Raw genomic sequence first — 22,815 nt, forward strand, 5'->3', positions numbered from 1 at the left:
GATGTCGATGCGGTTCGGCCAACGGCCTGCCGCTCTTCAGAATTTGAGGACCTTCAGGAGCTTGCCTTCGTAGGTGAACCCTTCGACAGCAAGCAACGCGGTGATGACATCAGCCTTCGACTTGGAGAACACCTTCTTGAAGTTGTCTCCCATCGCCGCGCGCAACCCAAGCTCGTCCGCGATCACCATCATCTCGGCCTTGGTGACGAGCTCCAGAAACTCTTTGTCGAGTTTCCAATGCCGAGTCAGGTCGAGGTTGTGGTGCTTGCAGAGCTGGCGGAGGTAGGTCACATCGAGGCCTTCGATCGCCGCGACAAGCATGCCGGTCATCAGCGTGGCCCGCTGCTCATCGTTCGCGGAGGCGCTCAGCGAAAGCGCCTTGCCGAAATCGGCCGCCGGCGCCTTCTCGTCGGTCACCTTCTCGAATACCGACCGGAAAGCCTCCTCCTTGATCTGCCGCGCATAGCCGGCGAGGACGATCGCGATCAAGTATTGCCGGGCCAGCCCAGCATCCTTCACGACTTCGCGACGCAACGCCTTTCGCCAGAGCGCCTCGCGATACTGCTTCACTCGGTCCGATTCGGCGACCACGGTGACGGCCGCCGGCGCGGACGCATCGGAGCTCGCCGCGCTCTTGCCCGCTGCTTTGATCGAAGCGGGCGAGCCCTTGGCGTCAGAGGTCGAAGCTTTCGCCGCTGCCTTCTCAGCCGTAATCCGATCCGCAACCTTTCGCATATTGCAGACGGTGTCGAAACACTGTCCGCGAAAGGTCTTGCCGATGGAATCGGGCAGCCCGCTGACGGCAACGCCGTAGTTCTGGCAGCCATGGCAAGCTTTCGCCTGCGCCTCACCCACACCATTCGGCCCGTCAACCGCCAGCTGGACTCGCGTGTGGTTGTCGCCGGCCCGCACAATGCGGACGACCGGATACTCTTCACGCAGGCTCTCAGCGGTCGCCTCAAGCTGCTTTTCGGTCTTCTCGCTGAAGCACGCGCGGTTTGTGCAGTTGCCGGTCGCGATGGACTCGCCGAATAGAGCCGACTGCGTCGACGAGTTGTGCGGACAACTAGTGCACGCCTCCTTGTCGAAGATCGCAGTGCTCAACGCACACGCGACAGACTCAACCAGCTTTCTCACGTCGGCAACCGATCGCTTTTCAGCGACGATGACCGGCAAGACCTTGTCTTGATTCTCTTTCGAGATTGCAGCGAGCAGCTCCGCATGACCAAGGTTGATCGTTCGAGTATTGAGCGCTTCCAGCACGCTCATACTGCAGTTCATGAGGGCGAGGCGGCTGTCGAGCTTCTGGCGGGACCATCCGAGGACGCGTGCGGCCTCGTCTCGATCTCCCTTGTGCATGCCGACCAGCTCGGCCGCGTCGATCGCCTCTTCCGAGGGAGCCAGATCATCGCGTTGGATGTTCTCGACCAGCGCAAGGGTTCGCGCCTCCACGTCACCGACGTTTCGGTAAACAATCGGCATGTCGTAGTCGAGACCCAGCTCAGCTTCAGCTGCGACGCAACGGCGGCCACCGATGATGAGTTCAGCATCGAAGTCGGGATCGTCAATAGCGCGCACGACGACTGGCTCAATAATCTTGTGCTCGCGAACGCTGGCACGAAGATCCATCATCTTTACCGGGTCGAAGTACTTTCGCGGGTTGTGTGCGCGCTTGATTCGGCGCAGGGGAAGAGTCGGTTGTTGCATTGCAGGTTCTCCGTAAAGGGAACCTGCCCCCGATCGGGAGTGGTTCCCGATGGGGTTGAAAAGGAATGCCGGCGACGCCGGCTGAGTCGATGCGTCAGAGACGCGGTAGATGAGGAAAAGATACCGCTTGAATTTTCGAGAGCTCGCCGGAAAGCCCGAAAGAAACACCTAGCTTTCATCGATCACGCAACGAAAAAGGCCCGATCAAGAGATCGGGCCTGAGTTAAGAAGACAGGCGCACCGCGGCCGCCTAGAAGAGGGCCAGCTGGTCGACGGCATCGAAGATGCTGGCCTTCGACTCCGCAACCGCCGCGTCGAAGAGATCACAAAGAGCGTCGTCGCTCGTTTGCATTTCCGCCGCCGGCTCCTCAACGGCAGCAACCGCAACGACTTCCTCGACGAGCAATAATTCGCCATCCCGAACTGGCTCCGCACCAGAGTCGGGACGGACGCTCGTTCGCTCTAGCGCTAGTACTTCGCGCAGAGCGTCCGCCTGTCTGCGCTGTCGGAGCTTCGCCCGCCAACCGCCTAGGATATGTGCCGGGGTGTACCACATGCCCCACACCTCCATTGTGAGCGCATTTCCATGCACGATGATCGCGGGTATATGCATCATCGACAGCTGCAGGTACGTCATATGGACGCAGCGTGCGTCAATATCGATGCAGGTTGCGTGCATGGTCTGCTGGTAGTTTTGGCCAATCGAAAGCAATGCGTCTGCCGTCGCGATGACCATGCCACCTGCACCACATGCAGGCTCTTGCATGCGCATGAACCCCTCCTGCTCGATGACCTCGCTTCGGCTGCCGATCGTTATGCCTGCCATCAGGCGCGAAACACTATATGGCGTGAAGAACTGGCCCGCCCGGTCGTTACCGATGCCCATCATCATGTACGTCTCGCCGAGCACGTCGGTCAGGTTTCCCGAACAGGGCAATGCGCCCGGCGGCAGGTCGTCGTCGACGCCGAGTCGATGCTCGAACGAAAGCGTCAGCTCAGCGAACATCCGTGCAAACAGTTGAACCTCGTCAGGCTTGTACTTTCCGACGATCTCCAGGTAGCGCTTCTCGCGCGTGTCAAATTGTGGTTTGTCGACGCTGTTGCTCAGTGCGATTGCGGCCATCTCGACGAAGTCGGCGAACACCGTGTTCGTCTGGTGCGAGTAGCCAAACTGCTGGATCAGCTTCACGAGCTCGGCCTGATGTGGGTCAGCCGCGCGTGCGAACCTTCTTTCTGCGCTCTTACGGCTCATGCTGCAACCTCGAGCGTGCAGACGATTGATACGGACATGGTGCTCTCCAAATTGGTGACGGGAGAGCACTCCCGACGGGTGTGATCCCGTAGGGGTAAAGAAGGTGGGCCGCGCGCGGCCATTGGTCGATGCGTCGTAGACGCGGTAGGTGGACGAGATGGTAAAGCGGGATGCCGAACCCGCCGCCTCAATATGCGGTCTGGTTCGGGCACGCTTTCACGCCGCTTGTCGAGCGGTCGAGATACCCACAATTGCGCTGCACAAGCTTGTGGATAAGTCATGCGCTGCCAAGCCTGGCGGCGCTTGCGCGTCAATGCTCAATTGTTGAGCATCGACAACTTCACGCAACCGGTTGAGCGGGGTTTTGCGAAAAGCTGCGGAAAACAGGTGCGCTTTCTCCGTCATCTCTGCCCGCCTGGAGTTGCATGGTTGAGGTGGGCACATCCGTCGCCCATGTCACTCCAACCGGGCAGTCACAAAATGAACGATCTCTCCAAGCGCGTCCCTCTTGACCGCATCCGCTATCCCATCAGCCAAGCCTTCTTCGTCGCCAAACTGGCGTTCTACGTTTTCTTCGTGATTCCGAGCATGATCCTGGGTGGCGTGCTCGCGCTGTATAGCAACTTCTCCTTCGAGACGATTCCGCGTGAGGTTTTGCAGTTCGCCGCGCAGACAGCGACCAACCCGCCCGCGCGGCCCGGTTCGCTTTCGATCGAAGTTTGCAAGGACAAGGTTCCTGCCCATGCGCTTCCGGCTTCCCCGATCTGCCAGTCGAAAAGTTTCGAGCAGCGGCCGATCGAAGCACTGGCTACGGAGCTAGGTAATCGCCTCTGGTGGTCGTATGCGATCGTCGTGTTTCTTTCGGTAGGACTCGCGATGGTGCTCGGTCCTTTTCGCCGCGATCGCGACGGGTGTCGCCGTCGCCGCGCGAGCTGAGTCCTCACGCTGGCGCTCTCGAACGTGTACTTTCGGACTCTAACGGTACCCGGCAAGGCTGCTGGCGAACTGGTCACCCAGTTCGGCGGCGACGCAGCTTGGCTATACCTCGCGACCCTGGCAGTCACCTCGTTGCTCGTCGCGACCGCGATTACCGTCCGGCTCGTGATGGCAACCGTTCGGCACTACGAGCGCGGCCGCGCAACTCGAATCATGCAGATGCGTCATCCGCACTGCCACGTGACGCGGCTCTCCAACGGTCAGTGGCTCTTGATCGACAAGGACACGGGTACGGAGTACGTCCCGCCGACACTCAGACACCCACCGATAAACGAATGGATCTAACCCACACATGATGAACTCGAACAGCAATCCGCCGACAGATGTCACGACACACGCGATGGAGAATTCGACGCTGGGCGCGTACCGGCTGATCGCCCGGTACGGTAAGGCCACCGACTTCTCCGGGACGATTGATCGGAGCACCCAATGACGGCAAACAAATCTTCGATCAAGGTTTCATTCGCTGGCATCGCCGTCCCACTCGAGGACGTCCAGGAAAATCCCGCCGCCTTCGTTCGGCAGCTCGAGCGCGCGAAGGTCAATCCAGGCTACGCGCAGTGCCTATGCCGCGGCGTGGCCGCCCCGCTGCGCCTTCAGATCCGCCGATACGGCAGCCTGTTCCATCTCGCGGGGTGGCCGGAGGAAGGGCCGTTGCACGATCGCCGGTCCTGCTCGTTCCACAAAGACCCGAACGGAAGTGGAAGCGACTCTGGCAAGACCTTGCCGGGCATAGTTGCCACCGCGGCCGGGATGAGGGCGAAACTCGCCGTCGCCCTCACACAACGCACGGTCGGCACCACGTCAAAGAGCGCTCGCCAAATCGGCAGCCCCACTACGTCGCGCCGGTCAGCGCCGCTCCTCGGCTTCCTCCAAGCACTCTGGCAAGTCGCCGGCCTCAACCGCTGGTCTGGTGCTGATCGAGCCCGGAACTGGGGTGTCTGCAATGCGCGTCTCCTCGCGGAGGTTGGTGACGCCGTTATCAACGGCGAACCAGCCGAAAAGGTCCTGCATGTCATGCGCAGGTTCCAGGAGGCAGATCGAGCAGCGATCAACGCCGAATTCGATGCGTTCCTCGATCGCGTCAGCCAGCGTGACGGCACGAACCATCGCGGCCTGGTCATCGGCGAAATCTTGGCGATCGGCACGACCCCATACGGCCGATCAATCACCTTGCGCCAGAGCGCGAAGCGCTACTACTGCAGCAGCGATTTGATCGCACTCGCCGAGAAGCGATACGCGCACGCACTACGCGCACTCGGCGACCGTGCCGCACGAGTCGCCGCCATTCTCGTGATCGAACGTACCTCCAAGGGCCATCACGTCGTGGTCGACCTCGCCGCGATGCTTTGCTCCTCCAGCTACATCAGCTGCGACTCAATCCACGAAGTCGCGATGGCGAATCGGCTCGTCGGCAAAGGCCGCAGCTTCGACAAGCCCATCCGTCTCGAAGCTGGAGCTGAAATGCTGCCGGATTTCGTCCTCACTGACACGGCGGCGCCGACGCACGTCGAGGTCTATGGCATGAACGGCATGGCCGAGTATGAAGCTCGCAAGCGAGAAAAGCAGCGCCTTCGACTCGCGCGCGGGATCCAGGCGGTCGAATGGAACATCGACCTGACCGACCTAGCCGCCGTACGACTCCCCCCCGCTGCGCGTTGATCTATCGGAACTTGACTTCGCCCCGCGCCGAGCATCATGGAGGCATCTTCTCAACTAGGACGCTTTCAATGTACGGCAAGGCACTGTTCCTTCAACGCGCGATCTCCCGCACGGACCAGTGGGGCCCGCGTTTCCCCACCCTCTCCATGGCGTGCCACCGGGCCGACTCGATCTCCGGCGGCCGTCAACTCGCCGTCGCGGTCACCGATGCCCATGGCATGCGTTGCGCGGTCTTCACCAGCTTCGGCGCTATCCTTGAGTTTCGAGCGTCGTGGGCCGAACTCGATCGTGCTGGAACGTGGTGGCATTACGCACGCGCGTGGCATTTGTGGGTCGTCGCGAATGACCAGGCCGCTCGACGGGTATTTCCTACCGACCCAAGTGGTGGCACCCTGGCATTCTCTGAAGAAATCGGGCATTCGGGAACGTCTACCGAATCACTCCTGGCCCTTATTCACGCTACCGAGAAACGCGCATCTCGACGTTAATTTGCCGGACCCTTAATTAATCGGAAGGAATATCCGCGCTTTTCTCGGTATTGCTACCTTGCAAAAACAGCAATAATGCCGGCGACGAGAAACTTACAACCTTCCGACAAATGATCGAACAGCTCTATCCATGTGAGCATTGTGGCGGCCGGCCGACCGTCGGCCGATCCCAACGACTCGTTGACGGCGATGAGAATCGCCTCTTCGATTTCAGCCAGTTCGGCCGTTTCGGCGGTCCCCCGCGAATCGGCGATGTAATGCCCCGCCCGCCCGAAGCCCCTCAGACCGAGCCGATCGTCTGCATCTACTGCACTGGTTGCGGCATGTCGACGCAGTGGGAAGCGATTGGCGACGACGAGACTGCGGCGAAGGACCGATGCGCCGAAACCTGGAACCGTCGCTTGAATCGCCCTGCGGTATTAAAAGAAGACTTACGCGGCCTGATCGAAAGGGAACTCGGCGCCTGCGACACGCAGCTGGTCCTCGACATGCTAGCCCGCGTCGAAGGAGACTGGAACGAAGTCGGCCCGATATTCAAGATGCTGGCGCAACGCATCGTCGACGCGACCGTCGTCACCTTCGACACCTGGCCGATTGCACCCGTGCTCGAGGACGCCGGGCGATACCGGAAGCTCGTCCAGCTTGCGAAATGGATCGACGTCGACGGCGCGGACTATGTCCAATTCCCGAAAATTCACTCGCCGAGCGAGCACCGCGATTTTCTGTTCGAGGACCGAATCGCTATTGCCGTCGACGCCATGCCGGACAGAGATCGGTGGTAGTCGAGGGAGGCAGATTGCGTCCGAATAGCTGCGCTGCTACAACTCGATGGTGATCCTCATCGCGATCGACATCACGCACGGCACGATAAGCACTTCCACGAAAGATAGGATCGCGCGCTCGCGCCGATACTGCGGGCGAAAAAAAGCCGGCTTTCGCCGGCTGAACGATGGTTCTAGCTGAATCCGAGGGCCGTGCCAGAACCTGAGAGAGACACACTCAGTGTATCGAGCCGCGGCCCGCCGCAACTCCAATATCACCCCCTGATTTCAAGCGCATTCTGCGCGGCTACATCTTCGCGCCCCTAATCTCCGCACGTCGCCGGCGCCTGCACCCCGAATCAGGTCGCTTCTCTCGCCTGCGCACCGAGCATTCGGTACAACGCCTGCCGCGAGATGCCCAGCGCCGCAGCAGCGTGGCTCTTGCTTCCGTTCGACGCCTCCAGCGCAGCCTTTGCCTCGTCGACGGTTGGCGGCATCTTCCGCATTTCGTCCTGCCGCGCAAATGTGGACAAGTAGGCATTCGCCTTCGACGGGCGGCTATGCCCTGCCGCCTCGACCACCCGTCGCTTGGCATCCTCATGTGCCGCCGGATCGGGACGTGCTGACGCGCCTTTGATCGGTGCCGGCACCTCGGCGACGTCAGCATAGAGCGTCTGCAGATACTCGTGGCGCAGCCCGTGACTCGTCACCCCGATACCGCCTTTGGTCACGCCGTGCTTGGCGAGCACGTAGTAGTACCAGTCGCGCCATTGCTTCAGCGAGCGGCCAGCGGGTATCGTGGATCCCGTCACGCCGTTGCTCAGGCGCGCGGCCTCCTCCAGGATCTCGATCTTTCGCTCGATCGGCACCTCGCGCGGCCGACCGCCCTTCGTTCCACGCGTCACCGCGAGGTTGTGCGGATCGCGCACCGCTTCCAATGGGCGAAGCATGAAGCTCTCTTCGACGCGCAGCCCGAACGCCGCCTGCAGTTTGAGTTGCACTGCCGTGTACGGACACGTTTGCGCGATCTCTTCAATCTTCGCCACCGCATCAACGCCGTTCGCCACCCACGATTTGTCCTCGGTCGCCACATAGCTGCGCTCGAGGCCTGCCGCACGTCGATCAACGTAGTCGCTGAGCGTACCGACAAGGTTGGCCTTGCCTAGCCACTGCGCGAGTGCACGCAGGTACGTGAGCTTGTTCTCGATCGTGCCGCCCGACTGCCCTTCGTTCACCCATCGATCGACGAGGTACTCGACGTGCTTGGTCTTCAACGACCAGGGCGTTTGCAACGCGAAGCCGCCCTCGCGCAATTCGACAAACGCCTTGCAGATCGCAGTCGCCCGGTATTCCTGCGTCTTGATCGACAACGCACGTTTGCTGATTCGTGTCGTGCTATGAATCTCCGCGACGTGCTGATCGAAAAGAACCAGCAGCGCGTCGCGAAACTCGGGCGCCAGTCGATAGCGGCCCACAACAGCCCGCACGTTGAGGATCGCAGCCATACATCTACTCCTTGCGGCCAACGCCGCTCACACCCGGCGGGAATCTCCCACCGCTCAATTCAATCAATCGACATGCCGAGCTCGCCGCAACGTTCAGTGGAGCTCGCTCCGCGATGTCCTCGCCGCATTCACGAGGGCAAGCATCGCCACCTATGCGCGAGCCATCGTACGACGCGCGGCCCCTCCGTCAAGGAGGCAATGCGCGCTCCGCGAAAGCTCCACGCCGGATTTCAGGACGCCCCAGCGCGCTCAACTTCGACCTCGAGCACTGAACCATAAACGTTCACCTTTCCAGCGGGCCACCCCTACCTGGCGCCGCACTGGACTATCCCGCTTCCGCCATCGCTTTCGCGCAGACGGCTCTGCCGGATTCCGCCGGCGCGGTCTTGCTGCTTCCTGTCCTTTAGCGATTCCATCCGATCAGCCCGATGCATGGGAAGAGCATGCATTCCGACCGTCCAACCTGCTGCCATGACCGACGCAGCTCGCGCTTCGCGCAAACCGTCTCCGATCATTTCGCGCCCGCTTGTCGGACGCGCTGCGCGGATTGCCTCCGCACAGTCCAGCTTCGTGGCTACCCTGCCAGCCGGACGCTTGCGCGTCTCGACGCCGACGGACCTCGCGGTCGCCGACGCCGGGCTATGTGCCGGGCAATTCCTGTTGCGCATTTGGGTTACGGCTGCGCCTACCGTTCTTTCTTCCAATCAGGGAATCGCGACGCCGGTCTCTCCGGATCGCAAGACTTCCCCCGCCCCCAAGCACGTTCATGTCGGCCGCGGTGTGTCGGGCTTCCTGAACGCACCCAGCTCGTTCGCTGAAAGGGCGTGAGCAGACGCAATTGAGGCCGCGTGGACTGTCCGGTGTCCGGTGTCCACATGTCCTCATTGCGTCCCATTGCGGCAAACCGCCGCCGATCGTATGGATATCGCACTGTCCAGGGGTCCTCAAGGTGGACCACTGTGTACTTGATTTGCTTCAGAAAAAGGCCGCGTCAATGTGCGGCCCGGTCATTTCACTGCGTTGGAGGCCCAGAACGGGCCGGAAGGGAGGTGTGAGCGCCTGGCGCTCGGAGTCGATGCGTCGATGACGCGGTAGGTGATGTCCAGATTAGGCCGTTTTGTCACGCTCGGCCGCGCGAAAGGTGGCGGGAAGTGCGCCGCTTTCCAAAACTTGACTTCGCGAACCGCTCGATAGACTGGATCACGCAATCTCGGACTTTATCCGGGAGATTCGAGGGCTCGCCACTGCAATCTCCCACTTTATGTCCGACTTCGAAATCAGCCAGCACTCAATGTCCGACTTTATCTAGGACTTTCGAATAGCGGCCGTGCCGGAGTCAGGCTTCAGGTTCGACGTTGCACCTGCCATCTCACACTTTCGACCGAAGGAGTCGCCCTTGAAAACTGCAGTCTTTGCTATCGACGTCGGTTACGGCAACACGAAGTACGCGCACCGCGCCGGGAACAACAACGTCGCCACCGGCATGTTCCCCTCCCTCGCACCGCTGGCGGCAAGCCGCTCGATCGCCGGATACGGCGACAGCGTCCTCACCGCGCGGAAGGTCGCAACGATCGTGATCGACCAGGTCGAGTATGAGGTCGGTCCGGATGTGTCGCTGACGGCGGCATACGGGAACACCGGTCGTGCACTTGCCGACGACTACATACTCACGAACAACTACGCCGCGCTGCTCTTCGGTGCGATCCACTTTGCCGGCGTGACGCACATCGAGCGCCTGGTTCTCGGCCTGCCGGTTCATAACCTGAAGAAGTACGCCGCCGAGTTGATGGAGCGTTTCACCGGCACGCTGGATTTCGGTGCCGGCCGCGTGAAGGTCGACAAGGTGATGGTGATCCCGCAACCGCTTGGCTCGCTCGTCCTCGCGTCCAGCAACCGCAACGGTGGGTTTGGTCGCGACGTCGAACATCTCGTGGTCGACGTCGGCTACTTCACGACCGACTGGGTGTACGCGACCGGCTTCGCGATGGACGACAAGCGCAGCGGCGGCATGCCCGGCGGCGCATCTCAGATCTACCAGCGCATCGCGCAGCTGATCGCACGCGACCAAGGTGACGCGGTGGAGGACATCGAACGGATCGACAAAGCGCTGCGCGAGCAGACGCCGTTTTTCTTCTACGGCAACAACATCGACCTCGCGCCCTATCTCGAAAAAGCTCAGCCGTTGATCTCGGGCGTCGTGAAGGAAATGCAGAACAACGTGGGCCGCCTGGCAAACGTCCGGTCCATCATCCTGTCCGGTGGCGGTGCGGCACTCTATGCGTCCGTCATCCGTTACGCGTTCCCGCGCGTTGTCATCGAGGTCATCGACGCGCCGTGTCTCGCGAACGTTCGCGGATTCCTGCTGGTCGGGGAATCGAGCGTCGCCCGCGAACGCCGGTAAGGAGCAGACATGAGCGACAAGATCGAGATGACCATCACGATCAACGAGCTCGTGTCGCCGCTGCTGTTCGAGCGGCTGAGCGCGTGTCCGTCGGCCCGTCGCCGGGCCGCCTTGCTCAAAGCGTTGGCAGAATCGGCGCTGCGTCAGGAGTTGACCGGGCGCGGCGGCGGCGCATCGCTGGCGCCGGTCGTTACGCAGCCTTCACGCCAGTCCGAGCCGGTACGTCCGTCGAGCACGGGCGGTGGCGAGGGGTTTGAAGTGCTCAGCGTCGGCGACGGAAGTCTTGATGGCGCACGCTTTGATGAATCACTTCACGAGCAGCTCGGCGCTTGGATGTGACCAACCGTCGGTCCGTCTATTCGCGCCTTGCTTTTTGTTTAGACCTGAGAGAATAGCAGTACGAGGTCGGTGATCGAGACGTGTCCCACGCCACGCGCCGGAATATAAGGAGAAAACATGCTGGAACTGATCGACTGGATCCGAAGCGGGGAATTGGTCCATAAGCTGGCGTCCCCGTTCTTTTGGCTCGCCGTTGTCGCGGCCGCTATCGCCGCCGAGTATTTCGTCGCCGCGTGGCACGCCCGCGTCGCAAACACCAAGGACGCGGAATGAAGGCCGTCACCGGAGGACTGTCCGCGATCGCCCGCGGCTTCCGCGCCCTACCTTTTGTCGTGCGGCGGATCATCCTCGTCCTGGCGTACTCGCTGCTCTTCATGGCCGGTGCCTTCATGCACAACCGAGGCGCGGGAGACATCGCGGATCTGTGTCTCCTTGTTGGCGGGATCGGTGCGTATTGGGCCAGTGGGATGTGGCGGATGTTCAAGGTCATTTTCTTCGTCGTTCGATTTCTTGGGCGCAACTAAAATCGGGATAGGGGCGGTCAGAAGCCTGACCGTTCCCCTCCCACACCACCCGGCATGCGGGTCCGCACCGGGCGGTTCGAGCAGTTGAGGTTATGAGAGCCGGGGTACGCCGAGCCGGTCGAAGTAACCAGTGGAGAGCACGAGATGCAGTGCCCGCCCGCTGGTGTGCCACCATCGGCGGCTATGCCCAGCGGCCTTCCGCGCAGATGATTCCGACGCGCCCAGCGCTAGTAGTTCTCGATAGACCGTCGTACCCCGACGCCAGTGCTTGAGCTGCAGTGCACGCAGCCGGTGTCTGATCCACTCGTCCAGTCGGCGGAACACCTTCGGTGTTTGTGCCAGTTGGAAGTACGCCTTCCACCCGGGCACGTATTGCCGTAGTCGTTCCACCACGGTCGACATACTGCTGCCGCCCGACCGACGCGTAATCTCCCGGATACGCTGCTTGAAGGCGTCCTGCGCCTTAAACGAAGCCGCACATTTGACTTGGCCACTTGGGTGACGCCACAACTCGTATCCCAAGAACTTTCGACCCGTCGCAGGTGCAACCGCCGTTTTGGACTCGTTGACCTTCAAGCGTAGAGCTGAGTAGAGGCAGCGTAACCCGTCAAGTACACGTTCACCCGCGCGTCGACTGCGTACATAAACATTGCAGTCGTCGGCGTAGCGCACGAACCGATGCCCGCGCCGCTCCAACTCTCGATCCACCTCGTCCAGCAACACATTCGCCAAGAGGGGCGATAGCGGACCACCTTGCGGCGTTCCCTCAAATCGCTCTTTGGTGATCCCGCCGTCCATGACCCCGGCCGTGAGGTATCGGCGGATCAGCCGAAGAATAGCTTTATCCTCGATTCGCCTTGATAGCCGTTCCATCAGAACGTCGTGATTGACTCGATCGAAGAACTTTTCCAGATCCACGTCGACGACTACGTCGTAGCCGTCCCGCACATGACTTTGTGCCATCAGCACCGCGTCACGCGCTCGCCGGCCCGGCCGGAAGCCGTAGCTGTGTTCGGAGAAGCTAGGATCAATCAACGGTTGCAGGACTTGCAGAAGGGCTTGCTGAATCAGTCGATCCGTCACCGTCGGAATCCCCAGTTCCCGCACTCCACCGTCGGGCTTCGGAATCTCAACGCGCCGCACGGCCTGAAGGCCGGTAGCTTCCGTCTCGTATTTCCTTCCGAATCTGCGGCCAGTGCGTCTTCAGGTATTTCGCCGTTTCGGAGATCGTCCGTCCGTCAACCCCTGCACTGCCACGATTGGCTTTGACACGTTTCCATGCCAACACCATGTTCGTGGTCGAAAGGGCCTGCACTAGCAGGTCCTCCCATCCTGAGCTTTCGGATTCTCGCCGTGCCGCACGTGCTTCATCGCGCCCCGCATCCGACGAAGCTTCACCTCGCCACTCCGCGATTCGCTCCGGTTTCCCGAACTTCTGATGCCTTGCCCGTTCGAACGACATGACCGATCACTCTCCTACTCGTTCGGCCCTTCGCCCCTAGCTAGCGGCTACTATGGCCTCTGCTGACTCCTTGCTCCGGCTCGTCACCGTCGCCCTTTCAGACGTAAAACAAGGTCTCCCCAGGTAAGAACGCACTCCTTCACCGCACAACCGCCGTATTTACATCGCCTCGCCTTGGTCACAAGAGCTTCGCGGTCTTTTGCCCGCTCGCCCTGCTCAGCAATGCCTTCTATACGGTTCTTGTCCATCGGCTCGCGATTTACGCTCCACGCTTCCTTCCCACACTCGGTCACACTCATGCACTTGCGCTTCACTTCGTTCGTTGTGACCAACTTACGGCGGGACTTACACCCGCAGGAGTGCGCCCATGCTGGGCGCACAAAATGCGGCTTCCCGAAGGAAGCCGCTTGCCGTCAGATTTAGTGCTTTCTGCTCTTCTCTTTCTCTTCGAGCCAAGCAATACAGAAGTCAACCGCCGGCTGGAAGGCTTCATCCCTCAGGATGAAGCGATCGTCACCTTCAAGCAGTCGGTCGATCACGTCGAAACGCGGAGCTTCGGAAAGATCCGTTGCCCCCTCAGGCGCCGCTGCCGCCGATGCGGCGACCACTTCAAACTCATCCAGCACAAGTCGAAACGAGCCCATCATTCACCTCGTGATGTAGCCCGGCGGAATACGGCCCGGTGGGGACGTATCCCCACCGGGTAAGAAAAGAGTGCCGGCGAATGCCGGCGTCGAATTCACATTGCTGCACACATCCTGTTACCGCGGATTTGCGCGAGGTTCCGCTTCCGCGTTTCCTCACGCGCCAGCTGACGCGCCTGTACGCGATCACGCAGCTGCGTACGTCGTTGGTGCTGCAGCTTCCACACGTCGCAGAAATCCACGCCTTCGACGACCGACTTCACGATCGAAACGCGCTTACCGTGCGCACGAATGCGATCGGCAAGGACCTGCGCGTGATGCTCACCCGGCCTGAAACCGCGGCGCTTGTCGACCTTGTCGTGATCGGCATAGATGATCACGTGGTCGTAGTCGTCCCAGTTGATATCGGCATGTTCGAGGCCACCACAATTCAACAGGCAGCGGACCTCGATGCGATTCTCATACCGTGCGACGACCGCGAAGCCGGTTTCGGCGCCTTCCACCAGAGCAAGCGTTCGAGAACGTGTCGTGTTGAGCAGCACCGACGAACCGAAACTACCGGCCGGCGCGCTCATCTCCAGCTTCGCCCGCGGCTTCCCGTTCTTCGTGAGAAAGGGAACCTTCCCGCCCTCGACCGTGAGGTAGGTACGATGGACACGCTGCGGCTTACCGGCTCGCGATCGTGCGCGCTGGAGCATCACGGGAAACTTTCCCTGCCTCTTCCCACAGGCACCGATGTACTCCATGCCAGGGTGGCAGCGCACGTCGCGTCCAATCCACTCGGGCCGCAGCCCGGGGATCCGCGCGGACAGATACGTCCAGACGGGCGAATCAACAGTCACCGGAGCAGCACCATCCCACGCGGCCTGCATTTCGCGACGCTTCTGTTCGTCGCTTTTCTCAGGTCGGGCAGGAGCAGGCTTCGCCTTGCGCACCACCGCGGCGGAAATCCCACCGTTATAGTTGCCCGTCTCGAGCTCGTAGTAGATCTCGCGATACGGCTTGCCCGTCACCTCGTGGATCAGTTGCACGCCCGTACCGCCCTTCAGGCAGCGGGCGCAATGCCAACCACCGTTGGGGTCTCTCGCAGCCGGATAGATTCGGAAGGTTTCTTCCCCATCGCAAAGCGGACACGTCCACCACCGCCCTTTTCCACTCAAAAATCGGCTGTCGATGTAATGCGGAAAAATATTCGACCAGTCCAGGTTCGAGAGAACCAGTTTGTTCAGCTCACGCATGATTCGTCCTCCATTCGCCCGACGGCGGAAACGCATGCCGCCATCACTCGGATGGCCAGCACAGTTGGATCACAAAGCCTCTCTTCCGCAGTGGTCCCCAACGTCGCGCCGGATCGACGCGACACGGAGAACCCCGAACGGGACAAAAGGCAAAAGCACTTCTCGTTCACGGATTTCTCCTGTTGGACTGCGGGTTTTTCGATGCCTGAGACAGGCGCAGAAACGCTTGCTCAACGAAGCCGCGCGCGAGCGCGTCGACTTGGTTCAGCAACGTCAGCTGGATATGAACTACGCGAGGAACGATGGACGGCGAGCTGCCGCGCCCGAGGGCACGACAGCTCGCGAAAGGTGAGATGAAACGGGAGAGAACAATCGAACGGTGAGCCCTTACGGGAGCACCATCAGCTTGCGAAATTTAAATAGGGTCAAATCAAAATGGGATGTCGTCATCCATTTCATCGAACCCGCCACCACCACCATAGGACTGCGTCTGAGCCGGCGGAAGCGCCGACTGCGGAGGACGCGCCGAGGGGTTCGAAGACGGTTGGCCGGCTGCCGAGCGCGATGCAGGAGCGGCCGGCTGCCGACGCGTACCCTGTTCGAAGTCACCATCACCACTGTGACCACCGCCCTCACCACGGCCTCCGCTGTTGCGGCCGCCGAGCATCTGCATCTGGTCTGCAACGATCTCGGTGGAGTAACGGTCCTGTCCATCCTGGCCCTGCCATTTCCGTGTGCGGATCCGGCCTTCCACGTAGATCGAGCTGCCCTTCTTCAGGTACTCGCTCACGATTTCGGCCAGCCGGCCGAAGAACGAGACGCGATGCCACTCGGTCATTTCCTTGTAGTCGCCGGACGCTTTGTCCTTGTAGCGATCGGTCGTCGCAAGACGCACATTCGCTACAGCGTCGCCGCTCGGCAGATACCGCACTTCCGGATCAGCGCCGAGGTTCCCGACGAGGATCACTTTGTTAACAGATGCCATCTAGAACTCCTTCACTTGGTAATTGACCACAGCCACTTGTCCCACAGGACTTGCTGGCCGTTCTTGAGAATTGGTGAACCGTCCTCCTGGCGGAACGCCGGCACCTTGATCTTGCGAAGACGCTTCACCGCGACGACGTCGCCGACGCGGCAACCACATTCGTTGATCGCTTCTTTCAGGCCTTCGCCCTGCAGCACTCGATCGCCGCCCCGCGTCTCGAGACGCAACGCGAACGACGTGTAGGTGGGAGGCTTTCCAGGGCGCCGATTGGGAAACTCTTCTTCGCCCCAACCCGTGATGCGGCCTTTGACGGTGGCTGAATGCCCCATGTCATCGCCGCCAGCGCGCTGATTTCTAGGTCTTCTGGATTCGCGCGCTGGTTCTGAGCCGCGTAGCTCTCCTTCATTGTCAGATGCAAATTGCGGAGCGGCTGACGCGTGCGGCGACCGAGAAACCGAGACTGCCGTGTTTGAAGTGACGCCCGAACCGGGAGACGGCGGCACGCTTTCGCGACGAATTGAGATTGTGATCGCATCCTTCAGCGGAACTGTGTGCTGATGCAACAGAGCCCAATGCGGCGCGAGTGCCGGCAGGATCTTCGTGCCGAACATCGTATCGCCGGGCGCATCGTCGAAGGCCGGTATGAACTCGGCCACACAGTCGCCTTCATCAACGAACAGGTGGGTAATCCCATCGATCGTCACGAACGTTTCGTTGGATGCGCCAGTCCCGACCGTGCGTTCAACACTGCCGGACGGCGGCGGCTGATGTACCGTCGACGCCCGAGAACCGCCCGGGAATGCTTGTGCAAGCATGCGCGTGAAGAACATCGCTACGCCACCCATTGTGCCTCCAGCGACAGCTGACCACTGCACCAGCGATTGAGTCGGTTGAAGTCATAGTTGAGCAGCGGAACGTCTCGGATTGCGTCCTGCATGGCGCGAGGTCGCACACGTCCAAGCGCGCAGACGACCTGGTATGGGATTGCCCCGGTCCATAGCTCCATGATCCAGCCGAGCGTCGCGTAATAGTCGACCTTGTCGACCGGCCGATTGCACAGCCGTTGATGCAGAATCTCAGCGCAATCGATCAGCGCCTCGGGGACGTTGTCGCTATGCCGGCTGTCGAGGGCGAAAAAGACCACCGCCTCGGCAAGCTTCTCTCGCACATGCGGCTCCCAGAGTTCGGGGTCCGGCAAGGGATCAGGCTTGGGGGGGGTGATGAGAATCGGCGAATCTCCGCCGAAAAAGTCGAGCTGCCAACCAGCTACTTGCGGTTTCATGAGCGTGCTCCGGATAGCGACCGGGCACCTCATTCCCCATACCGGGAACGTGGTTCCCGGTGGGAGATGGGGTGGCCGTGCGAATTACTTCGCACGGTCGGACTGGGGCGACTTACTTCGTGCCCGTTTTCAGGGTTTGGGCGGTTGCCGAACTCGGCCGAGCCTTCATGGGAATGACGACGGCCGATTTCGCATACTGACGTTGCGGTACCGTAGTCGCCTGCATATCGGAACGTGCAGATCTGGCTTGACCGCGAGCAGTCCCCTGCAGAGCCTCGGCCGCAACATCTTGACGTTCCGCGTGATCGCGGTCGGACGAGCGTGGCTCCTTCTTTGCACTGCCCTTGAAGTGATTGAATGCAGCGCCAACCATCAGCAGCGCGACAAAAATCGAGTGCGCCGCGATATAGACCGCCAAACACAGAGCGAGGAACTTGACAGGCGATTTGAACGCGCCAGTGAACAGGGACTTCAACATGCTTCTCTCCAGAGAAAATCGAACAAGGGGATGTCCAGACAACGCCCGGTGGCTTCGATGCTCGGAACGAGCAAGGAAATCGGCGCGAAGCGCTTTCGTCCGCGACCGCGAGGTCAGCGCACGAAATCGCTCAGGGCAGATTGAAGGGAAAGCGCGGGCGGGCCGCGAAATGGCAGAGCCGCTTGGCTCGAGCAGGTCGATGCGTCAGGAACGCGTGATAGAGGTAGGGTAAGCCGCACTGAGATGAGGGCCGCGCCGAATGCTCGCCAATCGCGTACAGCTTTGGCCACGTCGCCTCGACGCAACCGGTTGAAGGGCGAAACCGAGAATGCTCCAGAAAATCGTATAGCTTTCTCCGGAACTTGACTTCGAAAAATCGGAGACAAACTGGACGCGTCACTTCAACAAACGAGGCGCATCCACATGTTCTGGATTCTCATCCTTCTGGTCGGTGTCTGGGCACTGTCCAAGCAGTACACGAAATCCCACCCGCGTCGCCCTTCCGCGTCGCCGGTAACGCGAGCCCAGGTCTCGGGCGATGTCGGCGAGGCGCGCGTGCTCGCCGAGTTGCGCTGCATCCTCTCCCAGCTCTGCGGCGATGACTTCTATGCCCACCCGACCGCCCTGCTTCTGCTGCACGCACCGGGCACCGAGTATCCGACCGCCGAAGTCGATCATCTCGTTGTCACGCCGTTTGGCATCTTCGTGATCGAGACGAAAAACTGGGCCGGCGCCATTGTGCCCGGGAGCACCGCCGACACCGTCGTGTGCCACCAGCCGGGCTGGCAAGCTAGAAGAACGCCGCTCGCCGGTCAGCCAGAACCGCGCGAAGGTGGCCTTTCTGCGGGGCACGCTTCCCGCAGTCTGGAACGTCCAAGGCCTCGGCGTCTTTGCTCACGAATCCTGCACGCTCTCCCCCGATCTTCCGCTCGCCCTCGTCACCCTTCGCGACCTCGCCTACTGGTTGCGCACCCAACGGGATCGGCACGCGAAGTCCGGAAAACCCAACATCAACGTGACTGCAGCGTGGGGCGTCGTCAATCGGCTGACCGTCCCTGACCCAACCGGGGCTGCGCTTTCGGCTCATCGCCATAAAGTTAGCCAGAAATATTCCGTAAACAACTGACCACTTGCTTACATTTGTTAACAATTTGAAATAATCAGTTTCATCTTGTCGGCGAGCGCCATCCAGCGAAAGACACATTGTTTCGTGCAGCTTTCGTCCCTTGTCGCTGAAAAGCGCCGCGTAAGCTGGTGCAAACCGCCGGGTCTCATTTCTGGAAGGGCTCCGCCCGATCCAACTAGCCGCCGTACCCGTGCCAGGGACGGCACCCCCTCTAATGTGGAGAACGCTTTGTCCAAGAAACCGTCGAAGACGCCCGATAACGACGAAACCTTCGATCCCACCGTCCCCGACAATTCCGCGTCGGACAGCGAAGAACTCGACCTGCCTGCCACGTTCGCGCACGTGCCGGACAAGCTCGAACTCAGTGCCACCGCGCGCGAGATGTTCGGCGACCTGCCCGAAAACCTGATTCGGATCATCATCCACGAGACCGAAGAAGTCGCGCATTCGACCCGGAAGATCCTGCAGGAACATATGCGGATCGGCGGCAACTTCGCACACATCCATGCATCGGTGATCGGGCATTACGTCAGTACGATGGGAGACACCCGAAAGGTCCGGAACATGGCCGCCGAGCTCGTCTACGCCTTTTTGACCAAGCTCTTCCGGAAGTCGAAGTCGTCCGTCAGCCTGTACATCCGGTGCTACAACAAGTTCTCGAACAACATCGGCGCGGTCGAAATGCTCACGATCAGCGACATGTCACTGCTCGTCCATAACCATATCAGTGACGAAATCGTCGAGAAGGTGATCGATGCGAAGCGTGAGGACCCCACCCTCACCAAGAGCGAAGTTACCCAGCTCGTCGCATCCCTCAAAGAGCAGATTGCAGGAAAGGACAACAGCATCGAGGAAGCCACATCCCAGCTAACCGCGACTGTCGGTCGACTGGACGACGCGCAAAAAGAGATCGACCGCCTTTCGGCTGAATTGTCCAACGTCCGGCAGGAACAGGCTCGCGAGAAAGCCAAAGCGCAGGAGACTCAGGTTTCGCTTGCCTCGACTGGCAAGCAGGTGAGCACGCTGCAGCACACACTCGCAAACACGGAACGCGAGGTCGAACAGCTCACCGCTGAAATCGTCAGGCTGAAAGCCAATCCGGTCAAGACCGAGGTACCTGTACCGACTCTGCCGGATGCCTATGCGAACCTGGAAGACGCCGTGGCGGATAAGCTCGCCGAATACAAGGCCGCCAACGCCCGGCTTGAAGAGGCTCAGGCGCAACTCGCCGAACTCGAGGCACAAGCGCAGGCACACCGTGCGGCGATCGAAGCGGGCGAGGTGCTCGAGAAGAAGATCCGCGGGCTGATCGACGCGTTTAGCGCGTTCGTTCAGGAATATCACAGCGCCCAGCTGCTTGCGACCGCTGACGGTAACCCGGCCCGCTTCAAGCCGCTGTTCCAGGCGTTCGGTGACCTGATCGGGAAATTTCATGGCGAGGTGACAGCGGCCGCACGGGCCTGATACGTACGGGCCACGCGTTATTGCTGTGCTGTAGAAGAGAGATACAAAAAATGGACAAGAAGAATTCGCGCGAGACCTACCGTTCGATCGAGCGACTGTACGTACCCAACTGGTTGTTTGAGCGCATCCAGGTGACAAATTTCGACCTCGTTGACCAAATGAGGTGGCTGTTGGAGATGGATGGCGCCTTCAACGATATTCTGGCCGTCGAGCGCAAGGAGATCGACCTCGTCAAGAACAACGAGGCTTCCCTGCGAAACCTCCTGCGCACGCCGTTCCTGATGGTAGCCCCGACGCTCGAGACGGTTGAGGACTGGCGATGCTTTGTCGACGATACGCCCACGACCGTCGCGGTCGACCAGCTTTTTCGCAAACTGCCCCCGCTGGACGCATTGGCGAAATTCTCGGTTGAGCACCACAACCGGGCCTTCCTCGATCTGGTCACGAGCGTCATTCACCTGAGCGTGCTCGCAGCACCGTTGCTCGGGGTCACGACCGAGGTGGTCGCCTACCTCGCGTCTGTACCGACCTACAAATTACGGATCGCACTCGGGCGAATGAAAGGACTGCCTCTCTTCCGTTGGCGCTTCAACTCGCCGACGTTCTGGTATCAGTTCACCGCGAGCGAATTGACCGACGAAATGGTGGCGCACCAGATCATGGCCACGTCGCCAATCCGAATGAACAGCGCGCCCGACAAGGCCGGCTGGAGCGAACTGCGCCTGCCGCGCGAGAAGAACGAGACGTACGCCCACGCCCTTATGGCATATGGCTGCCGCGCGTCGACGGCCGCCAGCCTGTTCCGGCTGAATCAGAATGCGATGCGCCAACGGTATGTCGAGATGCACGGCACCAGCTCGCCGTGCGGCAACACGCCAAACTCTCTGAACTGGTTCGTCGAAACCCCGGCCAACCGCCTGCATGGCACGATCTTCACGTGGCTTTACCGCGCCGCGCTGGCGGCCGGCGCCAACGCACCGCAAGCCCTGATCGCAACCAACGATGTCTACCAGCAGATCTTCGGTGGCCAACACGCAATCTCCGTCGACCGCGGCTGCAACCTGACGCGGGCGATGGCGGCCGACAATCGGCTCACCATCGCGCCGTGCCGCAGTTGCCGAACCGAATACATCGTCAGCAATAACGACACGAAGATCGAGATGCACCATAGCTTCGACTGCCCGGCCTGCACGGGGCAGCTCGGCGCGAAACGCCGCAGCGGCAAAGCGAGGGCGCAATGAAGAACGGCGACGACCGCACCCTACCCGATCTACCAGCCAGCCTGATCGTGATTAACGGCGATCGCCGGCCGCAATTCGCGTGGTACGACGATGAAACCGAGCAGTACTACTCGGAGGCCGATGGACTCGTCATCGTTGACGTTCTAGCCGCGCTGCCTTGGGCGGCGCTCTACGTTCACTAAGCGCACCATGGACGACCTCGCCTACCTCGTAGCAGAAAGCAATGCCGCCTGGCTTGACGGCCGTGGCGACGGCCGATTTGAACGATACGAACGGTTCTACCAGTCGCAGCGCGTCACGCAGGCCGATTCGTTCGAACTCGAGCAGATCAACGAGGCGTATCCCTCCTGGGTGGGGAGTCAGCCGCCGCCCGTGCTCGGGCTGCTGGCGAGGCCGTGGTTCGGCAAGGTGCTGGTTGCCCTCACGTGCATGTACGTCGGCGCGCAGGCTGTCCCTGTCGCGTCTATGGCAATCCCGTACAAGTCGACCGCGTTGTTGGGCGCAGCGTTCATCGGCCTGCGGATTTTCCACTGGAAGCGACGCAAAGGAAGATGACTATCGAAACTCGCTCGTAGCCGAACGCGGGGATTCACATTTCCCCTTCGTATGTCGAATCAGGCAGAGCTATACAATCTGGCTCGAAGCGTGTTCGACCACGCTTTTTTCAGCTTTACCTGGAGACCACGGAAATATGAATCGAATTTTCTCGGGGCTTGCTTCTGCGTTGCTCCTTGCCGCTCTTCTGATCGGGTGCACTAAAGGCGACGCACCCTCGTCACCTACCGCAAGCGACCCTCTGGTGGGGCAGTTCGGGACCTCCCAGAAGGGGGTGATCGTGCCCGCTTTCAAAGTCGAGAAAACCGAAGCTGGGTACACCTTCAGCTACTTGCACAAAGGTGCGTGGGAAAAGAACGCTCAAGTGGCAGAAAAATTCCCACGCGAACTTTTCGAGCAATTGATGAAATCGAAGGTCGACGACTCGTTCACCGGTCTGGTCGATCAAGAAATCATGTTTGCGAAAGTCAAGCCGGGCTTCACCGCAGGAAACTTCAAAACGTCCTCTGGCTACATGATCATCATCGTGATGGGCGGCCCGCTTGAGGTCGTCAAGATGTAGCGCTCTGGATTGTCCCAAAGGCGACCAGGCGCAGATACGTTCGGTCCGTGAGGACAGACGGCAAGAATCATAGAGCCACAAGGGATCTTTGCGATCACTCCCTGCCGGCCAGATGGAGACCTGACCTTGATTCCCGCCCATTG

Annotated in this window: 26 protein-coding genes and 1 pseudogene; 16 read left to right on the forward strand and 11 right to left on the reverse strand. The window is 60.6% G+C overall.

Annotated elements, in window-relative coordinates; translation table 11 throughout:
* Nucleotides 1–36 precede the first annotated feature (36 nt).
* The 3 genes from HWX36_RS33400 to HWX36_RS33410 all read right to left on the reverse strand — a co-directional run bounded on the left by HWX36_RS33400 (nt 37) and on the right by HWX36_RS33410 (nt 3,364).
* On the reverse strand, nt 37–1,707 hold the full coding sequence (locus tag HWX36_RS33400; RefSeq protein ID WP_175958035.1) for a PRTRC system ParB family protein: 1,671 nt from the start codon (nt 1,705–1,707) through the stop codon (nt 37–39).
* A 250-nt stretch (nt 1,708–1,957) separates the two neighbouring features.
* Nucleotides 1,958–2,959, reverse strand: a complete 1,002-nt coding sequence (locus HWX36_RS33405; protein WP_175958036.1) for an N-6 DNA methylase — start codon at nt 2,957–2,959, stop codon at nt 1,958–1,960.
* A gap of 216 nt (nt 2,960–3,175) precedes the next feature.
* Nucleotides 3,176–3,364: a hypothetical protein gene (locus HWX36_RS33410; protein WP_175958037.1), complete on the reverse strand. Its 189-nt coding sequence runs from the start codon at nt 3,362–3,364 to the stop codon at nt 3,176–3,178.
* A 75-nt stretch (nt 3,365–3,439) separates the two neighbouring features.
* Here HWX36_RS33410 and HWX36_RS33415 point away from each other — a divergent pair, with 75 nt between their 5' ends.
* From HWX36_RS33415 to HWX36_RS33440, 6 genes are all read left to right on the forward strand, one after another.
* A complete protein-coding gene (locus tag HWX36_RS33415; protein ID WP_175958038.1) occupies nt 3,440–3,895 on the forward strand; it encodes a hypothetical protein in 456 nt (151 codons plus the stop codon).
* Nucleotides 3,896–3,919: 24 nt separating this feature from the next.
* On the forward strand, nt 3,920–4,240 hold the full coding sequence (locus HWX36_RS33420; protein ID WP_175957995.1) for a hypothetical protein: 321 nt from the start codon (nt 3,920–3,922) through the stop codon (nt 4,238–4,240).
* A 7-nt stretch (nt 4,241–4,247) separates the two neighbouring features.
* The gene (locus HWX36_RS33425) at nt 4,248–4,388 is read left to right on the forward strand and encodes a hypothetical protein (protein ID WP_175958039.1); all 141 of its coding nucleotides are present in this window, start codon (nt 4,248–4,250) and stop codon (nt 4,386–4,388) included.
* The gene (locus tag HWX36_RS33430) at nt 4,385–5,617 is read left to right on the forward strand and encodes a DUF1173 family protein (RefSeq protein WP_175958040.1); all 1,233 of its coding nucleotides are present in this window, start codon (nt 4,385–4,387) and stop codon (nt 5,615–5,617) included. The genes HWX36_RS33425 and HWX36_RS33430 overlap by 4 nt, the downstream gene beginning before the upstream one ends.
* 68 nt (nt 5,618–5,685) lie before the next feature.
* On the forward strand, nt 5,686–6,105 hold the full coding sequence (locus HWX36_RS33435; RefSeq protein WP_175958041.1) for a hypothetical protein: 420 nt from the start codon (nt 5,686–5,688) through the stop codon (nt 6,103–6,105).
* Between the two features lie 110 nt (nt 6,106–6,215).
* Entirely contained in the window at nt 6,216–6,887 is a 672-nt protein-coding gene (locus HWX36_RS33440) for a Lar family restriction alleviation protein (protein ID WP_175958042.1), read from the forward strand.
* Nucleotides 6,888–7,225: 338 nt separating this feature from the next.
* On the opposite strand, the gene HWX36_RS33445 is transcribed toward HWX36_RS33440, so the two are convergent.
* A complete protein-coding gene (locus tag HWX36_RS33445; protein WP_175958043.1) occupies nt 7,226–8,371 on the reverse strand; it encodes an integrase domain-containing protein in 1,146 nt (381 codons plus the stop codon).
* A 1,396-nt stretch (nt 8,372–9,767) separates the two neighbouring features.
* Between HWX36_RS33445 and HWX36_RS33450 the strand changes: the two genes are divergently transcribed.
* The 4 genes from HWX36_RS33450 (at nt 9,768) to HWX36_RS33465 (ending at nt 11,635) form a co-directional block, all read left to right on the forward strand.
* Complete coding sequence (locus tag HWX36_RS33450) at nt 9,768–10,772, forward strand: PRTRC system protein D (RefSeq protein WP_175958077.1); 1,005 nt, start codon at nt 9,768–9,770, stop codon at nt 10,770–10,772.
* A gap of 9 nt (nt 10,773–10,781) precedes the next feature.
* Nucleotides 10,782–11,111, forward strand: coding sequence for a hypothetical protein (locus tag HWX36_RS33455; protein ID WP_175958044.1), 330 nt, complete (start codon nt 10,782–10,784; stop codon nt 11,109–11,111).
* A 117-nt stretch (nt 11,112–11,228) separates the two neighbouring features.
* Nucleotides 11,229–11,384 carry a hypothetical protein gene (locus HWX36_RS33460; RefSeq protein ID WP_175958045.1) on the forward strand — a complete coding sequence of 52 codons (156 nt, stop codon included), beginning with the start codon at nt 11,229–11,231 and terminating at the stop codon, nt 11,382–11,384.
* Nucleotides 11,381–11,635, forward strand: a complete 255-nt coding sequence (locus HWX36_RS33465; RefSeq protein ID WP_175957996.1) for a hypothetical protein — start codon at nt 11,381–11,383, stop codon at nt 11,633–11,635. Before HWX36_RS33460 ends, HWX36_RS33465 begins: the two co-directional genes overlap by 4 nt.
* Before the next feature lie 90 nt (nt 11,636–11,725).
* Here the strand turns inward: HWX36_RS33465 and ltrA are convergent.
* From ltrA to HWX36_RS33500, 7 genes and pseudogenes are all read right to left on the reverse strand, one after another.
* Nucleotides 11,726–13,097 (reverse strand): annotated as a pseudogene (gene ltrA, locus HWX36_RS33470) (group II intron reverse transcriptase/maturase).
* A 419-nt stretch (nt 13,098–13,516) separates the two neighbouring features.
* Nucleotides 13,517–13,744, reverse strand: coding sequence for a hypothetical protein (locus HWX36_RS33475; protein WP_244136590.1), 228 nt, complete (start codon nt 13,742–13,744; stop codon nt 13,517–13,519).
* A 92-nt stretch (nt 13,745–13,836) separates the two neighbouring features.
* Nucleotides 13,837–14,979 carry a toprim domain-containing protein gene (locus tag HWX36_RS33480; RefSeq protein WP_175958046.1) on the reverse strand — a complete coding sequence of 381 codons (1,143 nt, stop codon included), beginning with the start codon at nt 14,977–14,979 and terminating at the stop codon, nt 13,837–13,839.
* Between the two features lie 430 nt (nt 14,980–15,409).
* On the reverse strand, nt 15,410–15,964 hold the full coding sequence (locus tag HWX36_RS33485) for a single-stranded DNA-binding protein (protein WP_175958047.1): 555 nt from the start codon (nt 15,962–15,964) through the stop codon (nt 15,410–15,412).
* 11 nt (nt 15,965–15,975) lie between these two features.
* Nucleotides 15,976–16,794, reverse strand: a complete 819-nt coding sequence (locus tag HWX36_RS33490; RefSeq protein WP_244136591.1) for a hypothetical protein — start codon at nt 16,792–16,794, stop codon at nt 15,976–15,978.
* 2 nt (nt 16,795–16,796) lie between these two features.
* Complete coding sequence (locus HWX36_RS33495; RefSeq protein ID WP_175719078.1) at nt 16,797–17,246, reverse strand: hypothetical protein; 450 nt, start codon at nt 17,244–17,246, stop codon at nt 16,797–16,799.
* Nucleotides 17,247–17,358: 112 nt separating this feature from the next.
* Nucleotides 17,359–17,724 (reverse strand): hypothetical protein, encoded by a 366-nt coding sequence (locus HWX36_RS33500; protein WP_175958049.1) that lies wholly within the window; start codon nt 17,722–17,724, stop codon nt 17,359–17,361.
* A gap of 423 nt (nt 17,725–18,147) precedes the next feature.
* On the opposite strand from HWX36_RS33500, the gene HWX36_RS33505 reads away from it, so the two are divergent.
* From HWX36_RS33505 to HWX36_RS33530, 6 genes are all read left to right on the forward strand, one after another.
* Nucleotides 18,148–18,783 (forward strand): nuclease-related domain-containing protein, encoded by a 636-nt coding sequence (locus HWX36_RS33505; protein ID WP_244136592.1) that lies wholly within the window; start codon nt 18,148–18,150, stop codon nt 18,781–18,783.
* Between the two features lie 295 nt (nt 18,784–19,078).
* Nucleotides 19,079–20,314 (forward strand): hypothetical protein, encoded by a 1,236-nt coding sequence (locus HWX36_RS33510; RefSeq protein ID WP_175958050.1) that lies wholly within the window; start codon nt 19,079–19,081, stop codon nt 20,312–20,314.
* A 50-nt stretch (nt 20,315–20,364) separates the two neighbouring features.
* On the forward strand, nt 20,365–21,555 hold the full coding sequence (locus HWX36_RS33515) for a FlhC family transcriptional regulator (RefSeq protein ID WP_175958051.1): 1,191 nt from the start codon (nt 20,365–20,367) through the stop codon (nt 21,553–21,555).
* Nucleotides 21,552–21,737 carry a hypothetical protein gene (locus HWX36_RS33520; protein WP_175958052.1) on the forward strand — a complete coding sequence of 62 codons (186 nt, stop codon included), beginning with the start codon at nt 21,552–21,554 and terminating at the stop codon, nt 21,735–21,737. The genes HWX36_RS33515 and HWX36_RS33520 overlap by 4 nt, the downstream gene beginning before the upstream one ends.
* A 7-nt stretch (nt 21,738–21,744) precedes the next feature.
* Nucleotides 21,745–22,110, forward strand: a complete 366-nt coding sequence (locus HWX36_RS33525; protein WP_175958053.1) for a hypothetical protein — start codon at nt 21,745–21,747, stop codon at nt 22,108–22,110.
* 136 nt (nt 22,111–22,246) lie between these two features.
* The gene (locus tag HWX36_RS33530) at nt 22,247–22,672 is read left to right on the forward strand and encodes a hypothetical protein (protein WP_175719071.1); all 426 of its coding nucleotides are present in this window, start codon (nt 22,247–22,249) and stop codon (nt 22,670–22,672) included.
* Nucleotides 22,673–22,815 lie beyond the last annotated feature (143 nt).

Origin of the sequence: Burkholderia sp. BCC0405, from assembly GCF_902833075.1 — a bacterium.
In the GTDB taxonomy this organism is placed as follows: domain Bacteria; phylum Pseudomonadota; class Gammaproteobacteria; order Burkholderiales; family Burkholderiaceae; genus Burkholderia.

Bases quoted from the DNA above. Each gene is read 5' to 3' on its own strand.
- HWX36_RS33400 (WP_175958035.1), bottom strand. From the start codon at position 1,707: ATGCAACAACCGACTCTTCCCCTGCGCCGAATCAAGCGCGCACACAAC.
- HWX36_RS33405 (WP_175958036.1), bottom strand. From the start codon at position 2,959: ATGAGCCGTAAGAGCGCAGAAAGAAGGTTCGCACGCGCGGCTGACCCA.
- HWX36_RS33410 (WP_175958037.1), bottom strand. From the start codon at position 3,364: ATGACGGAGAAAGCGCACCTGTTTTCCGCAGCTTTTCGCAAAACCCCG.
- HWX36_RS33415 (WP_175958038.1), top strand. From the start codon at position 3,440: ATGAACGATCTCTCCAAGCGCGTCCCTCTTGACCGCATCCGCTATCCC.
- HWX36_RS33425 (WP_175958039.1), top strand. From the start codon at position 4,248: ATGATGAACTCGAACAGCAATCCGCCGACAGATGTCACGACACACGCG.
- HWX36_RS33430 (WP_175958040.1), top strand. From the start codon at position 4,385: ATGACGGCAAACAAATCTTCGATCAAGGTTTCATTCGCTGGCATCGCC.
- HWX36_RS33435 (WP_175958041.1), top strand. From the start codon at position 5,686: ATGTACGGCAAGGCACTGTTCCTTCAACGCGCGATCTCCCGCACGGAC.
- HWX36_RS33440 (WP_175958042.1), top strand. From the start codon at position 6,216: ATGATCGAACAGCTCTATCCATGTGAGCATTGTGGCGGCCGGCCGACC.
- HWX36_RS33445 (WP_175958043.1), bottom strand. From the start codon at position 8,371: ATGGCTGCGATCCTCAACGTGCGGGCTGTTGTGGGCCGCTATCGACTG.
- HWX36_RS33455 (WP_175958044.1), top strand. From the start codon at position 10,782: ATGAGCGACAAGATCGAGATGACCATCACGATCAACGAGCTCGTGTCG.
- HWX36_RS33460 (WP_175958045.1), top strand. From the start codon at position 11,229: ATGCTGGAACTGATCGACTGGATCCGAAGCGGGGAATTGGTCCATAAG.
- HWX36_RS33465 (WP_175957996.1), top strand. From the start codon at position 11,381: ATGAAGGCCGTCACCGGAGGACTGTCCGCGATCGCCCGCGGCTTCCGC.
- HWX36_RS33475 (WP_244136590.1), bottom strand. From the start codon at position 13,744: ATGATGGGCTCGTTTCGACTTGTGCTGGATGAGTTTGAAGTGGTCGCC.
- HWX36_RS33480 (WP_175958046.1), bottom strand. From the start codon at position 14,979: ATGCGTGAGCTGAACAAACTGGTTCTCTCGAACCTGGACTGGTCGAAT.
- HWX36_RS33485 (WP_175958047.1), bottom strand. From the start codon at position 15,964: ATGGCATCTGTTAACAAAGTGATCCTCGTCGGGAACCTCGGCGCTGAT.
- HWX36_RS33490 (WP_244136591.1), bottom strand. From the start codon at position 16,794: ATGTTCTTCACGCGCATGCTTGCACAAGCATTCCCGGGCGGTTCTCGG.
- HWX36_RS33495 (WP_175719078.1), bottom strand. From the start codon at position 17,246: ATGAAACCGCAAGTAGCTGGTTGGCAGCTCGACTTTTTCGGCGGAGAT.
- HWX36_RS33500 (WP_175958049.1), bottom strand. From the start codon at position 17,724: ATGTTGAAGTCCCTGTTCACTGGCGCGTTCAAATCGCCTGTCAAGTTC.
- HWX36_RS33505 (WP_244136592.1), top strand. From the start codon at position 18,148: ATGTTCTGGATTCTCATCCTTCTGGTCGGTGTCTGGGCACTGTCCAAG.
- HWX36_RS33515 (WP_175958051.1), top strand. From the start codon at position 20,365: ATGGACAAGAAGAATTCGCGCGAGACCTACCGTTCGATCGAGCGACTG.
- HWX36_RS33520 (WP_175958052.1), top strand. From the start codon at position 21,552: ATGAAGAACGGCGACGACCGCACCCTACCCGATCTACCAGCCAGCCTG.
- HWX36_RS33525 (WP_175958053.1), top strand. From the start codon at position 21,745: ATGGACGACCTCGCCTACCTCGTAGCAGAAAGCAATGCCGCCTGGCTT.
- HWX36_RS33530 (WP_175719071.1), top strand. From the start codon at position 22,247: ATGAATCGAATTTTCTCGGGGCTTGCTTCTGCGTTGCTCCTTGCCGCT.